Annotated in this window: 15 protein-coding genes and 1 pseudogene; 12 read left to right on the top strand and 4 right to left on the bottom strand. The window is 43.0% G+C overall.

The genetic code is table 11. The features are described from left to right. A pseudogene (locus ABYB02_RS09330) lies at positions 1 to 209 on the bottom strand (ABC transporter permease); the annotation flags it as partial. Further along, complete coding sequence (locus ABYB02_RS09325; protein WP_372762199.1) at positions 209 to 1,024, bottom strand: ATP-binding cassette domain-containing protein; 816 nt, start codon at positions 1,022 to 1,024, stop codon at positions 209 to 211. The pseudogene ABYB02_RS09330 and the gene ABYB02_RS09325, both read right to left, overlap by 1 nt. 300 nt (positions 1,025 to 1,324) lie before the next feature. Between ABYB02_RS09325 and ABYB02_RS09320 the strand changes: the two genes are divergently transcribed. The 12 genes from ABYB02_RS09320 (at position 1,325) to mgtE (ending at position 10,653) form a co-directional block, all read left to right on the top strand. Next, positions 1,325 to 2,293, top strand: coding sequence for a calcium/sodium antiporter (locus ABYB02_RS09320; protein ID WP_372762198.1), 969 nt, complete (start codon positions 1,325 to 1,327; stop codon positions 2,291 to 2,293). A gap of 9 nt (positions 2,294 to 2,302) precedes the next feature. Next, a complete protein-coding gene (locus ABYB02_RS09315) occupies positions 2,303 to 3,274 on the top strand; it encodes a KpsF/GutQ family sugar-phosphate isomerase (RefSeq protein ID WP_372762197.1) in 972 nt (323 codons plus the stop codon). Further along, entirely contained in the window at positions 3,275 to 3,826 is a 552-nt protein-coding gene (gene kdsC, locus ABYB02_RS09310) for a 3-deoxy-manno-octulosonate-8-phosphatase KdsC (protein ID WP_372762196.1), read from the top strand. After that, the gene (gene lptC, locus ABYB02_RS09305; protein WP_372762195.1) at positions 3,823 to 4,377 is read left to right on the top strand and encodes an LPS export ABC transporter periplasmic protein LptC; all 555 of its coding nucleotides are present in this window, start codon (positions 3,823 to 3,825) and stop codon (positions 4,375 to 4,377) included. Before kdsC ends, lptC begins: the two co-directional genes overlap by 4 nt. Then, positions 4,367 to 4,921 carry a lipopolysaccharide transport periplasmic protein LptA gene (gene lptA / locus ABYB02_RS09300; protein ID WP_372762194.1) on the top strand — a complete coding sequence of 185 codons (555 nt, stop codon included), beginning with the start codon at positions 4,367 to 4,369 and terminating at the stop codon, positions 4,919 to 4,921. The genes lptC and lptA overlap by 11 nt, the downstream gene beginning before the upstream one ends. Further along, the gene (gene lptB / locus ABYB02_RS09295) at positions 4,918 to 5,643 is read left to right on the top strand and encodes an LPS export ABC transporter ATP-binding protein (protein ID WP_372762193.1); all 726 of its coding nucleotides are present in this window, start codon (positions 4,918 to 4,920) and stop codon (positions 5,641 to 5,643) included. Before lptA ends, lptB begins: the two co-directional genes overlap by 4 nt. Positions 5,644 to 5,709: 66 nt before the next feature. Next, entirely contained in the window at positions 5,710 to 7,203 is a 1,494-nt protein-coding gene (locus ABYB02_RS09290; protein WP_372762192.1) for an RNA polymerase factor sigma-54, read from the top strand. A 25-nt stretch (positions 7,204 to 7,228) separates the two neighbouring features. After that, complete coding sequence (gene hpf / locus ABYB02_RS09285) at positions 7,229 to 7,516, top strand: ribosome hibernation promoting factor (RefSeq protein ID WP_372762191.1); 288 nt, start codon at positions 7,229 to 7,231, stop codon at positions 7,514 to 7,516. Positions 7,517 to 7,520: 4 nt separating this feature from the next. Further along, the gene (ptsN, locus tag ABYB02_RS09280; RefSeq protein WP_372762190.1) at positions 7,521 to 7,973 is read left to right on the top strand and encodes a PTS IIA-like nitrogen regulatory protein PtsN; all 453 of its coding nucleotides are present in this window, start codon (positions 7,521 to 7,523) and stop codon (positions 7,971 to 7,973) included. Between the two features lie 19 nt (positions 7,974 to 7,992). Beyond that, complete coding sequence (gene rapZ, locus ABYB02_RS09275) at positions 7,993 to 8,838, top strand: RNase adapter RapZ (protein ID WP_372762189.1); 846 nt, start codon at positions 7,993 to 7,995, stop codon at positions 8,836 to 8,838. A 43-nt stretch (positions 8,839 to 8,881) separates the two neighbouring features. Beyond that, positions 8,882 to 9,154, top strand: coding sequence for an HPr family phosphocarrier protein (locus tag ABYB02_RS09270; protein ID WP_372762188.1), 273 nt, complete (start codon positions 8,882 to 8,884; stop codon positions 9,152 to 9,154). A 140-nt stretch (positions 9,155 to 9,294) separates the two neighbouring features. Beyond that, positions 9,295 to 10,653 carry a magnesium transporter gene (mgtE, locus tag ABYB02_RS09265; protein WP_372762187.1) on the top strand — a complete coding sequence of 453 codons (1,359 nt, stop codon included), beginning with the start codon at positions 9,295 to 9,297 and terminating at the stop codon, positions 10,651 to 10,653. Between the two features lie 58 nt (positions 10,654 to 10,711). Here mgtE and ABYB02_RS09260 read toward each other — a convergent pair whose 3' ends face one another. Both ABYB02_RS09260 and yaaA read right to left on the bottom strand, forming a co-directional pair. Continuing rightward, positions 10,712 to 11,668 (bottom strand): mechanosensitive ion channel family protein, encoded by a 957-nt coding sequence (locus tag ABYB02_RS09260; RefSeq protein WP_372762186.1) that lies wholly within the window; start codon positions 11,666 to 11,668, stop codon positions 10,712 to 10,714. Positions 11,669 to 11,787: 119 nt separating this feature from the next. Next, positions 11,788 to 12,570 carry a peroxide stress protein YaaA gene (yaaA, locus tag ABYB02_RS09255; protein ID WP_372762185.1) on the bottom strand — a complete coding sequence of 261 codons (783 nt, stop codon included), beginning with the start codon at positions 12,568 to 12,570 and terminating at the stop codon, positions 11,788 to 11,790. Positions 12,571 to 12,691: the final 121 nt, after the last annotated feature.

The following is a 12,691-nucleotide window of genomic DNA, read 5'->3' as shown; positions in this document are numbered from 1 at the left end:
GCCAATACCATGCCAATAAATAACCCTGAAACCATGATGATAAGCAGTGACTGTGAGCCCACCATATATAATTGACGGATCAATAATGGCGTGCCTTTTTTAAAATTAGGCAGGTGAAACAATGCACCAAATAACATATAGGCAGAGCGACCTAAAGCGGCAAAACGCCCTAACGTTTTATGCCCTAGCTTTTGCAATAAATCCAACATTAGCTCTGTTCTCCAAGCAACTCATCGGCGTATGATTGGGCCGGAAAGTGAAATGGCACCGGTCCATCAGATAAGCCTTTTAAGAATTGCTGTACTAACGGCGATTGATGTTGACGCATTTCATCGGGGGTGCCTGCACCAATCACACCTTGCTCAGCAATAATGACCACGTGCTCAGCAATACTCAGTACTTCTTTAACATCGTGCGTGACAATTAAAGAGGTTAAACCTAGCACTTCATTGAGCGACTTAATCAACTTGACCAGCACGCCCATCGAAATAGGGTCTTGGCCAGCAAAGGGCTCATCATACATAATTAATTCAGGATCGAGTGCAATTGAACGCGCTAAGGCAGCACGACGTGCCATACCACCAGATAATTCAGAAGGCATTAAATCTTTAGCGCCGCGTAAACCCACAGCCTGCAGCTTCATGAGTACGACTAGGCGAATTAAATCTTCACTTAAGTGGGTGTGTTCTCGAATCGGAAAGGCAATATTATCGAATACCGACATATCAGTAAATAATGCGCCGCTTTGAAATAGCATGCTCATTTTGGTACGCGCCGCATAAAGTTCTTTACGCGTCATGCTTGGAATGCTGCTGCCCTCAAATAAAATATCACCCGAGTCAGGCTTAAGCTGACCACCAATTAATCGCAGCATAGTGGTTTTACCAATACCACTTGGCCCCATGATAGCGGTGATTTTACCTTTCGGAACATTGAAGCTCATATTTTTATATATGACCCTACTGCCCCTAGAAAAGCTCACATCCTTGACTTCTACTATTGATTGCGACAAGCCGCTCTCCATAACATTATTCACTTATTTCCCCATTTTAAGGCTTTTTTCACCAAGATGGAAAAAACAATTCGTAAGATTTTGTAATGTGCACAGTTAAACAGTTATAAGGCTCGCTCATTGCACCTTAACCTTAGCTTAAATTTTTCGCCCAACAAATAAAACTAGCCAGGATAAACACCCTTAAGCATACCTTAAATAATTATAAAATAAGCAGCTTAGCACTATTTGCAGCACTGTTTTATTTATACTTTCAGATTGGCTTTTGTTACTATTCGCGCAATCGCTACTTTCAATGACTGGTTTAACACTATGGTGATCTCGTTTGTTATTTTAATTCTTGGTCTGGCCGCGTTAGTTTGGAGCGCAGACAGGTTTGTTTATGGTGCCGCAGCACTGGCAAAAAACTTTGGTGTACCCACACTCATTATTGGTTTAACCGTGGTGGCTATGGGCTCTTCTGCGCCTGAAATGATGGTGTCAGCGTCCGCTGCCTTTGCCGGTAAAACCGACACAGCAATAGGTAATGTGGTGGGGTCAAACATCACTAACATATTATTGGTGTTAGGTATTACCGCTTTATTACGCCCGCTATCGGTGTCATCAAGTACCCTTAAACGGGAAATCCCCCTAGTATTATTAATTTCGCTAGCCGCTTGGTATATTTTTTCCGATAACTACTTCTCATTCCCCGAGGCTATTGCTCTGGCTGTGGGTTTTGTGGTGTTTATTTTAGGACTGATCATCGTGTCGTTAAGGGCCAAAAATCAGGTTGATCCGTTTGTCACCGAAGCCTGCGACGAAGTGCCAAGCGATGTGCCCACCATAAAAGCGGTATTTTGGCTGATTGTCGGCATGATTTTATTACCGCTTAGTTCGCACTTTTTAGTCGGCTCAGCGGTCGATATTGCAAAATATTTTGGTCTCAGCGATCTGGTTATCGGGCTAACCATCATTGCCATTGGTACTAGCTTACCCGAACTGGCGGCGTCAATTGCAGGCGTATTGAAAAATGAAGATGATCTGGCGCTGGGGAATATTGTTGGCTCAAATATTTTTAATATTTTGGCCGTGTTACCTTTGGCCGGTATCATCAACCCATCGCTCATTGACCCCTCAGTGGCTAACCGTGATGTATTGATAATGATTGCTGTCACCTTTGTGCTGATTGTTATGTCATTGAACTTTAGAGGTGCTCAACGTATCAATAGAGTAGAAGGTGGATTACTGCTTACTGCATTTTTGATTTACCAAGGGTATATATTTAGTCAAGTAGGGTAAGGGCAGTTTATGACACAGCTAAATTTTATTCAGCAAGGGCTACGGGTTTTAGATATTGAGCGCCAAGCACTTGATGATATTAAGCAATACGTAGATGAAAATTTTCATCAAGCATGCCAGCTCATGTATGACTGCGCAGGGCGAATCATTATTATTGGCATGGGTAAATCGGGCCATATTGGCCATAAAATTGCCGCAACGCTCGCCAGCACCGGCAGCCCGGCTTTTTTTGTTCACCCTGGTGAAGCGAGCCATGGCGATTTAGGGATGATCACCGCAAACGATGTAGTGATGCTAATTTCTAACTCTGGTGAAACCAGCGAAGTATTAAATATTATTCCGGTATTAAAACGCCTAGGGGCAAAAATTATTGCCATGACGGGGAACCCGCAGTCAACCATGGCGACCCTTGCTAATGTGCATGTATGTATTAAAGTTGAACAAGAAGCCTGCTCACTAGGCTTAGCCCCTACAGCTAGCACCACAGCCACATTGGCTATGGGCGATGCAATGGCGGTGGCACTGCTTGAAGCGCGCGGCTTTACTGCCGATGATTTTGCCCTGTCGCACCCTGGGGGCAGTTTAGGTAAGCGTTTGTTGCTGACTTTAAAAGATGTGATGCACAGTGGCGTAAATACGCCTATTATCTCTATTTCGCAAACCATCAAAGACGCACTGATAGAAATGTCTGCTAAGGGGCTAGGCATGACCGCCATTGTTGATAATAACCAACAACTGGCAGGGTTATTTACCGATGGTGATTTACGTCGCATCTTAGAGCAACGTGTTGATATTCATAGTACGCCCATCGAAGTGGTGATGACCAAGTCATGCACCACAGCGACCGCAGATATGCTGGCCGCCGAAGCGCTTAATATTATGGAGCACAAACGTATTAATGGTTTAATTGTTATTGATGAGCATAACCAGCCTATTGGTGCACTTAATATGCAAGACTTACTGAAAGCAGGAGTATTATAAATGCAATTTGCAGAACTCTATCAACCGCTGAGTGCTGATGCGCAACAGCGCGCAAAAAAAGTAAAATTACTGATCTGCGATATTGATGGTGTATTCTCTGATGGGCGTATTTATCTTGGTAACCAAGGCGAAGAACTTAAAGCATTTAATACAAAAGATGGCTTTGGCATTAAAGCGTTAATTAATAGCGGCTTTGAAGTCGCCGTTATTACCGGTCGCCATTCACAAATAGTGCAACAACGCATGACCAGCTTAACGGTACAGCATATTTATCAAGGCCAAGAAAATAAGCTAATAGCCTATCAAGAGCTAAAAAACACGCTTAATTTAACCGATGAACAAATTGCCTACATTGGTGATGATGGCCCAGATATGCCGGTTATGGAGCAAGTAGGTTTTGCGGTGGCGGTTAACGACGCCCATCCGTTAATTAAACGTATCGCGCATTATACCACCCTACTTCCCGGTGGTTTTGGCGCGGTTAGAGAGTTAACCGACTTATTAATGCTAGAAAACCATAAGCCACTCACCAGCCAAGGTAGCAGCTCATGAACATAGCGCGCTTAGTATTAAGCGTTTTATTCATCGGCTGTATGGTTTGGCTTTGGTACCCTTATTTTACTCAAGTAAGTTCGGTAACCAGCACCGACTCTGAAGTCTTGACCAAGCCCGACTATACGGCAATTGGACTCAAGCAAACAACGTTTGATGAGCAAGGCCATATTAGCCATAAGGTCACCGCTGCGAAGATGGAGCTGTATGAACAGCTAGGGTTTACCTTATTTGAAAAACCTATTTTTATATTGTACGACGATAAGCAAACATGGCGTATCAATGCCGAAGAAGCCACGCTGTATGATGAACGACAGTTAATTTTAGAGGGCAATGTAACCGCTGTAAACTTAGTTGAAAAAGCCATGATAGATAAAATCACCGCTGATAATATTCAAGTAGATATCAAGCTATTAACTATGCATACAGAGCAACCCGTTGTAATAACTGGACCTAATTTAAAGATCACCGGTAAAGGCCTTGAGGCTAATTTACAAACCGAGGTGATAAAACTAACTAACCATACGCGAACACTATATTATGACCAATAATCTTGCAAAAATACTTATTATTCCTTCACTACTGCTAGTGTTTAACAGTCAGGTAATGGCACAAGACACAGCGCCTGCAGCGAACCAAATTTCGATTAGTGCCGATCGCCAAGAAGGTCAACTTAAAGAAAACGTTGGTATCTTTGAAAAAAATGTGGAAATTATTCACGGTAATCGGCGTATTACCGCCGATCGTTTAGAAGTACATAAGCGTGACGAGCTAGGCGACAACAAGCAGCTGCTAATAGCCACGGGCAGCCCAGCCTACTTTGAAGAAAAACAACTCGATGGCAGTATTATGAGCGCCAGCGCCGACGAAGTACGTTACGATGTAGCACAACGTTTTTTAACCTTAATCGGCAACGCTAATATTACCCAAGCGGGACAACAAATTTCCGCGAAAAGTATTACCTACGATATAGCACAGCAGCTAATCAGCGCTGAAAAAGATGAGAACTCCACAGACCGAGTGCATACCATTTTAGTGCCTGTAGACAGCAAAAAGGCACAAAAGAAAAATCAAGAAGATAAAGGTCAGCCATGAGCACACTTAAAGCAGAGCTGTTAGCAAAAAGCTATAAAGGCCGTGAAGTTGTAAAAAATGTTGGGCTAGAAGTCAAGGCAGGCAGTATTGTTGGCTTACTCGGCCCTAATGGCGCGGGTAAAACCACCACCTTTTACATGATAGTCGGCTTAGTGCCCAGTGATAAAGGCAAAATATCCATAGATGATAACGATATTACCTTGCTGCCGATGCACAGCCGCGCGCGTTTGGGCATAGGCTATTTACCCCAAGAGTCATCTATTTTTCGTAAGCTCACCGTGTACCAAAATTTAATGGCAATTTTAGAAACACGCAAGCAACTAAATAAACAAGCGCGAGAAGAAACGCTTGATAGTTTACTGGATGAATTTAGCCTACAGCATATTCGCGACAGCCTAGGTATGGCACTTTCTGGCGGGGAGCGTCGCCGCGTAGAAATTGCGCGCGCTTTAGCAGCCGATCCTAAGTTTATCCTACTGGATGAACCGTTTGCCGGTGTCGATCCTATTTCGGTACTCGATATCAAAAAGATTATCGAACATCTGAAAAATCGCGGAATTGGCGTACTGATCACCGACCATAATGTAAGAGAAACCCTTGATGTTTGTGAAAAAGCCTACATTGTTTCTCATGGGGAGTTAATTGCATCGGGTACCCCTGAGTATGTATTAAATGACAAAACAGTGCGCGATGTTTATTTGGGCGAACAGTTCAGGCTGTAACAATGCTATTGCAATAAGCATCTGCTAAGATTAATCATATCATTATAAAAGGATTGTTAGAGATAAATGAGGCAATCATTACAGCTGCGCATGGGCCAGCAACTTACAATGACTCCACAACTGCAGCAGGCAATTCGCCTATTGCAGCTCAGTACCTTGGATCTCCAGCAAGAAATACAAGAAGCACTTGATAGCAACCCCTTGCTGGAAGTTGATGAACAGGATTACTCCGAAGAAGCCGCTGGTAAAAACGAGCAAAAGGCAGATGACACTAGCGTTAGCGCCTCAGCAGACGACACCCCAAGCGAGTATGAGCAAGATAGCGGAGAAGCACTGAATAAAGACACCATCAGCGATGATATGGCCATGGATGTGACGTGGGATGAATACATGAGCGCAGCGCCCTCATCGTCATCAGGCCCGATGCCAGAAGATGAATCTATTTATCAAGGCGCATCAACCGAAACACTGCATGAATATTTGATGTGGCAATTACAGCTAACCCCTTTTAGCCCAACCGATGAAGCGATTGCCATTGCCATTGTTGAGGCCGTAGATGACTCAGGTATTTTAACACTGAGCTGTGAGGAAATATTAGCTAGCTTTAATCAAGATAGTAACGACATAGATGCGGTAGAACTCGATGAAATTGAAGCGGTATTAAAGCGTATTCAATTATTTGATCCCGTTGGCATTGCCGCGCGCAGTTTGCAAGAATGCTTATGTATTCAGCTTAATCAATTTGATCAAGACACGCCGTATATAAACGAAACCAAAATGATTCTAACCGATCATATCGATCTGCTGGCAGCACGTGATTACCGTACCTTAATGAAAAAAACTAAGCTTAAAGAAGATGAGCTTAAAGAAGTCATGACGCTGATCCATTCACTCAACCCTAAACCTGCAGATACCATAGTAAGAGAAGAGTCTGAGTACGTTATACCGGATGTCTCGGTAAAAAAAGTGAAAGGCCGTTGGGTGGTCGAGTTAAACCCCGATAGCATGCCCAAAATCCGCGTTAATAGTCAGTATGCGGCGATGTCTCGCACGGTTAAGTCCAGTGGCGACAGCCAGTTTATTCGCTCACATTTGCAAGAGGCTAAATGGTTCATTAAAAGCTTAGAGAGCAGAAATGACACCTTGTTAAAAGTAACCAACTGTATCGTTAAACAACAACAGGCATTTTTTGAGCACGGCCCTGAAGCGATGAAACCTATGGTGTTAAATGATGTCGCTGAACTGGTAGAAATGCATGAGTCGACTATTTCACGGGTTACCACGCAAAAGTATATGCATACCCCACGGGGTATTTTTGAATTAAAGTACTTTTTTTCTAGTCATGTTAGCACTGAAAATGGCGGCGAATGCTCATCGACCGCAATACGCGCGCTGATCAAAAAGTTGATTGCCGCAGAAAATTTAGCCAAACCATTGAGTGATAGTAAAATAGCAGATATATTGGCTGAGCAAGGAATTAAAGTAGCTAGACGTACTATTGCAAAATATCGCGAGTCGCTGGCTATTCCACCGTCAAATCAACGTAAAAGTTTGATTTAAGGCGTATAACAAAGAGGAAATGCTTATGCAACTAAACTTAACTGGTCGCCATGTAGACATTACAGACTCATTAAGAGACTATGTAAATAATAAATTTGCGAAGCTGCAAAGACACACTGATCACATTACTAAGGTGTATGTCATTCTCGATGTAGAAAAACTAACTCAAAAAGCTGAAGCAACCTTACATGTAAGTGGCGGGGAACTCTTCGCTTCTACAGAACACCAAGATATGTACGCTGCCATTGACTCGTTGATTGACAAACTCGATCGTCAAGTAATTAAACACAAAGAGAAACTTGCTCGACACTAACACTATGAAATTAAGCTCACTTATATGTCAGGACTGCAGCAAAGCTGTGGTCCTTTTTAATAGTAAAAAAAGAATTCTAGAATTCATCAGTGAACTCGCTCACAATAAAATGCCGTATTTATCGCAGCAAGATATTCTCAGTGCGCTGTTAGCCAGAGAAAAGCTGGGAAGTACCGGTATTGGCCGAGGAATTGCTATTCCACATGGTCGTATGAGCGGCGCACAGGAGCCACTTGCATTAATTTTAGTGAGCGAAACTGCCATTAATTTTGATGCCATTGATAATCGCCCCGTTGATATTTTTGTTGCACTTATCGTGCCTGACGGAGATAACCAACAGCATTTGAAAACCCTTGCCACCATCGCAGAGAAGCTCAATGATAAAGAGTTTTGTAAGCAGTTGCGTGCGGCAAAGTCTGATCAGGCGTTATACCAAGTTATTTTGAATGAATCCTAATTAATAGTAAGGGTGCTAAATGGAATTAATTATTATCAGTGGCCGCTCTGGCTCTGGAAAATCGGTTGCGTTACGCGTTGTTGAAGATTTAGGCTTTTATTGTGTTGACAATATTCCGGTTAATTTACTGCCCTCTTTAGTACGCAGTGTCTCTGATAGTTATAATAAAATAGCGGTCAGCATTGATGTGCGTAACTTGCCAAAGGAGCAGCAGGAATTTAATGAAATCTTGGAATATTTGCCTGACTTTGCCAAACCGACATTATTTTATTTAGATTGTGATGATCAAACCTTGATCCGGCGCTTTTCTGAAACACGCCGTTTGCACCCCTTGTCTATTGACTCTTTACCGCTTGATTTAGCGATTAAAAAGGAAAAAGAATTACTGAGCTTGATCATTGCGCGGGCCGATCATGAAATCGACACCAGTGAATTAAGTGTGCACCAGTTGGCTGAGTCGATTCGCGAAACAATTTTAGGTAAAAAAGATAAACAGCTGATTATTACCTTTGAGTCATTTGGCTTTAAGCACGGTATTCCCAAAGGTGCTGACTATGTTTTTGATGCGCGTTTTTTACCTAATCCGCACTGGGAGCCCGAGCTTAAGCCCTTAACCGGGCTCGATCAACCGGTAAAGGATTACTTGGCCAGCCACAGTATTGTGCAAAAGTTTACCTGGCAAATTCAAACCTTTGTGCAAACTTGGCTACCGCATTTAGAACGTAATAATCGTAGCTATTTAACCATCGCGATTGGTTGCACCGGTGGTCAACACCGCTCTGTTTATTTAGCGCAAACCATAGGCGAAAGCTTTGCGATGTCACACCCTAATGTGAAAATTCGCCATCGTGAGCAAGAAAAATAAAGCCATTTCAATAATCATTTGTTCAGCTTAGGTAGGATATAGTATGCGCTCAGAAAGTACCTTTTTAATCAAAAACAAACTTGGTTTGCATGCCAGAGCCGCGACCGTATTAGCGCAATTAACGGTACAATTTGACGCATCCATTACCTTATATCAAGATGATAAAGAAGCCGCCGGCGACAGTGTGCTGGCGTTAATGTTGCTCGAAAGCAGCCAAGGTAAAGAAGTGAGAGTGGTCTGCGAAGGTCCTGATGCAGAGCCCGCACTGCACGCCGTAGGGCAACTCATTGAACAACGCTTTAACGAACAAGAATAACGGTTGTAACACAGGTCTAAATTAAAAAAAACAAATCAGCCTAACCATAACTTAAACTAGTTTGACATAATACTGTAAGATACAATAAATACAGTAAGTCGCTAACTTGCCTAACGTAATAAAATTAACAAAGGTCGCCAATGCCTGAAACTTTCGAACAAGATGCTCCACTACAACAATTAAAACAAGTGACCAAGTCACTAAACAGTGGTCAATTTGTTCAAGTTAGGCGTATGCTGGCAAAAACCGCCCCCTGTGACACCGCACTGCTATTAGAGTCATCACCACATAAAGTACGGCGACTATTGTGGCAATTGGTTGATCCTGATGTTCAGGGTGACGTACTTGAAGAACTGTCTGAAGACGTACGTTTAGGCATTATTGCCCAAATGGAACCTAAGCACATCGCCGCTGCTACTGAAGATATGGGCCACGATGACTTAGGTGAGGTATTACGTAGTCTGCCCGACACCGTCTATAAAGACGTTGTTAGCGCCATGGATATTCAAGACCGTGAGCGAGCAACGCAAGCACTGTCATATCAAGAGCGTTCTGCAGGCGCATTAATGAACACCGATACGGTGACCATTCGCCCCGATGTGACCCTTGATGTGGTACTGCGCTATTTAAGATTACGCGGTGAACTGCCTGAGGGCACCGATGATCTGTATGTGGTCGATAAACATAATTGTTTTTTAGGCGCGTTATCGTTAAGTACCTTATTAACTAACCCACCAGAGAAACTGGTGCATGAGTTAATGGATGAAGATTGTGAATCCATTCCAATTTCAATGGATGAAAGCGATGTGGCGCAATTATTTGAGCGCCATAACTGGATATCGGCACCGGTGGTTGATGACAATGCCCAGCTCTTGGGTCGTGTCACTATCGATGACATTGTTGATGTTATCCGTGAAGACGCCGAACACCACCTGTTAGGTTTAGCCGGTCTTGATGATGAAGAAGATACCTTTGCGCCAGTATTAAAAAGCTCCAAAAAGCGCTCTGTCTGGCTGGGAGTTAACTTATTAACGGCACTGGCTGCCGCATTTGTTGCTAGCTTCTTTGAAACCACCTTAGATATTTTACCTATTTTAGCGGTGCTGAACGGCATTGTGCCGTCAATGGGCGGCGTAGCCGGTAGTCAGTCGCTCACTTTGGTAATTCGCGGTATCGCCGTGGGTCATATTAATCAAACCAACCAACGTTTTGTAATGTTTAAAGAGCTTGCCATAGGTGCGCTCAATGGTATTTTGTGGGCTATTTTAATCGCCGGAGTCATTGCCCTATGGCAATGGGACTTAATGCTCGGCGCTGTGCTTGCCTTTGCCATGTTTATGAACCTCGTCGTGGCAGGCGTAGCAGGGGCATGTATTCCTATCATTCTGAAACGTATGAATATAGACCCGGCACTGGCAGGCAGTGTGGTATTAACCACGGTAACCGATATTGTCGGTATCTTTGCCTTTTTAGGCACCGCAACCTGGCTATTAGTTTAACTTAAACCGATTGCAGCGCAGCTTTACTGGGTAAATATGCGCTGCGTTTAAGTCATTTTTACTCACTGTTTTTTTCTGCAGCAGAGTTATTTTGGCTTTGCTGTGGCGATTTTTCAGCTGCGCTATTAGCCACCACGCCATCTAACTGCTCACAAATACGATCAGCAACATCTACTGTATGTATTGGATATGGAATACGAATGTCAGCGTCATTCAGTGCCTGTTGCACTGCCACAACGCCTTGGTGGCGCACCGTCATAAAATCGGGCTCACCTGGGTAGTCAATCCAAAACCACACTAACAACTTAATATGACTGTCGCCAAACCCTTCGGCGTACACTGCCGTTTCATCTTGGCGGATCACAAAATCAAACTGGTTTATTTTCTTCACGATCACCTCAGCAGCCCTTTCTATATCGGCAGCTAACGCAATTTTCACCGCAATTTCGATACGCCGCACCCCCAAAGTGGAATAGTTTCGCAGTACATTTCTAAACAGTATTTTGTTTGGCACTAAGATCAATTGACCATAAAAGCTCTCTATCAGGGTATTGCGCAGGTTAATTGAATGCACTGAACCAAACACATCATCGGTTTTAATTACATCACCTGGTTGGAATGGCTTACGAATTCCCATGGCAATTCCCGCAATCAGGTTCTCGGTCATATCTTGAAACGCAAAACCAATCGCCAAACCCACAATCCCGGCACCGGCCAGCAACGAAGTTACTGTGCTTTTCAACCCCATAAAGTCCAGAGCAATAAATACCCCAACACTCAAAATCAGTACTTTAAAAATTGAGGCCATTAAATCAGCAATTTGCGTGGAGTCGAGCGAGCGGCGCAGTAATTTTTTCATTAAATTACCAGCAAAACGCGCCAACAAAGAAAACACAATAGCAATAATGACGGCTACAATAAAATTAGGAATATGGCTTATGACGACTTCAAACCAGCCCCCCAGTTTATCTTCGATCAATTTTTCGGCTTCATTGACTGAGGGAATACTGAGCATAGTAGTTGCACCTGTTTATTAAAATTTTCGTTGTATTGTTATTAAACATAGCAAATTTAACGCCAGTATTAAAAAAGCCATGCAATGCATGGCTTAAAGCAGGTTGAGCATGGAAAAGCTTAGTTTAACTGCTCATCACGTAAAAATACCGGCTCCAGCTCTTTGCTGGTCGCAGCTTCACTAAAGTAATAACCAGCGACATCAAACGCTTTTAATTGGCTTAGTTGCGTGACTTGGTTTTCAATAATATAGCGCGCCATCATGCCGCGAGCTTTTTTAGCATAAAAACTAATCACCTTATATTGACCATTTTTACAGTCTTTAAAGTGTGGAGTGATTATTTGGGCTTGTAGCACTTTTTTATCTACCGCTTTAAAGTACTCGTTTGAGGCTAAATTAACTAAGTATTGCGCGTCTTGTTGCTGTAATACTTGATTAAGCTTAGTGGCAATCACACTGCCCCAAAATTCATAGAGGTTTTTACCACGTGAATTTTCGAGTTTGGTGCCCATCTCTAACCGGTAGGCTTGCATTAAATCAAGCGGTTTTAATAGCCCATATAAACCAGAAAGAATGCGCAAGTGTTGTTGAGCATAATCAAGCTGCTTAGCCGTCAGTGTGCTGGCATCTAATCCGCCGTATACATCGCCGTTAAACGCCAATACCGCTTGCTTAGCGTTGTCGGTGGTAAAGGGTGGTGCCCATTCACTAAAGCGAGCTGCGTTGAGGCCGGCAAGCTTATCGCTAATTTTCATCAAACTGCCAATTTGCGCTGGGGTTAGTTCACGGCATACTTGCATCAGTGCTTCGCTGTGTTCAAGTAATTCGGGTTGAGTGAACTTATCGGTTGCAGGTGGCGTGGTGTAATCAAGATTTTTTGCAGGTGAAATAACAGTGATCATAGTTAGCTATTGACTTGTAAATTATTTAATGTCAATTTCAACATTAAATGAAACGAAAAGCACGTTTTGTTTAAAATTATCCTACCTAAAACTCAACCGTTACCGTTTTTTTATTGATAAG

The organism is Pseudoalteromonas sp. (genome assembly GCF_041613455.1).
In the GTDB taxonomy this organism is placed as follows: Bacteria; Pseudomonadota; Gammaproteobacteria; order Enterobacterales; family Alteromonadaceae; genus Pseudoalteromonas.
This window is presented reverse-complemented; position numbering and strand designations above follow the sequence as displayed.

Bases quoted from the DNA above. Each gene is read 5' to 3' on its own strand.
- hpf (WP_372762191.1), top strand. From the start codon at position 7,229: ATGCAACTAAACTTAACTGGTCGCCATGTAGACATTACAGACTCATTA.
- lptC (WP_372762195.1), top strand. From the start codon at position 3,823: ATGAACATAGCGCGCTTAGTATTAAGCGTTTTATTCATCGGCTGTATG.
- kdsC (WP_372762196.1), top strand. From the start codon at position 3,275: ATGCAATTTGCAGAACTCTATCAACCGCTGAGTGCTGATGCGCAACAG.
- lptB (WP_372762193.1), top strand. From the start codon at position 4,918: ATGAGCACACTTAAAGCAGAGCTGTTAGCAAAAAGCTATAAAGGCCGT.
- ptsN (WP_372762190.1), top strand. From the start codon at position 7,521: ATGAAATTAAGCTCACTTATATGTCAGGACTGCAGCAAAGCTGTGGTC.
- ABYB02_RS09320 (WP_372762198.1), top strand. From the start codon at position 1,325: ATGGTGATCTCGTTTGTTATTTTAATTCTTGGTCTGGCCGCGTTAGTT.
- ABYB02_RS09290 (WP_372762192.1), top strand. From the start codon at position 5,710: ATGAGGCAATCATTACAGCTGCGCATGGGCCAGCAACTTACAATGACT.
- yaaA (WP_372762185.1), bottom strand. From the start codon at position 12,570: ATGATCACTGTTATTTCACCTGCAAAAAATCTTGATTACACCACGCCA.
- mgtE (WP_372762187.1), top strand. From the start codon at position 9,295: ATGCCTGAAACTTTCGAACAAGATGCTCCACTACAACAATTAAAACAA.
- ABYB02_RS09325 (WP_372762199.1), bottom strand. From the start codon at position 1,024: ATGGAGAGCGGCTTGTCGCAATCAATAGTAGAAGTCAAGGATGTGAGC.
- ABYB02_RS09315 (WP_372762197.1), top strand. From the start codon at position 2,303: ATGACACAGCTAAATTTTATTCAGCAAGGGCTACGGGTTTTAGATATT.
- rapZ (WP_372762189.1), top strand. From the start codon at position 7,993: ATGGAATTAATTATTATCAGTGGCCGCTCTGGCTCTGGAAAATCGGTT.
- ABYB02_RS09270 (WP_372762188.1), top strand. From the start codon at position 8,882: ATGCGCTCAGAAAGTACCTTTTTAATCAAAAACAAACTTGGTTTGCAT.
- ABYB02_RS09260 (WP_372762186.1), bottom strand. From the start codon at position 11,668: ATGCTCAGTATTCCCTCAGTCAATGAAGCCGAAAAATTGATCGAAGAT.
- lptA (WP_372762194.1), top strand. From the start codon at position 4,367: ATGACCAATAATCTTGCAAAAATACTTATTATTCCTTCACTACTGCTA.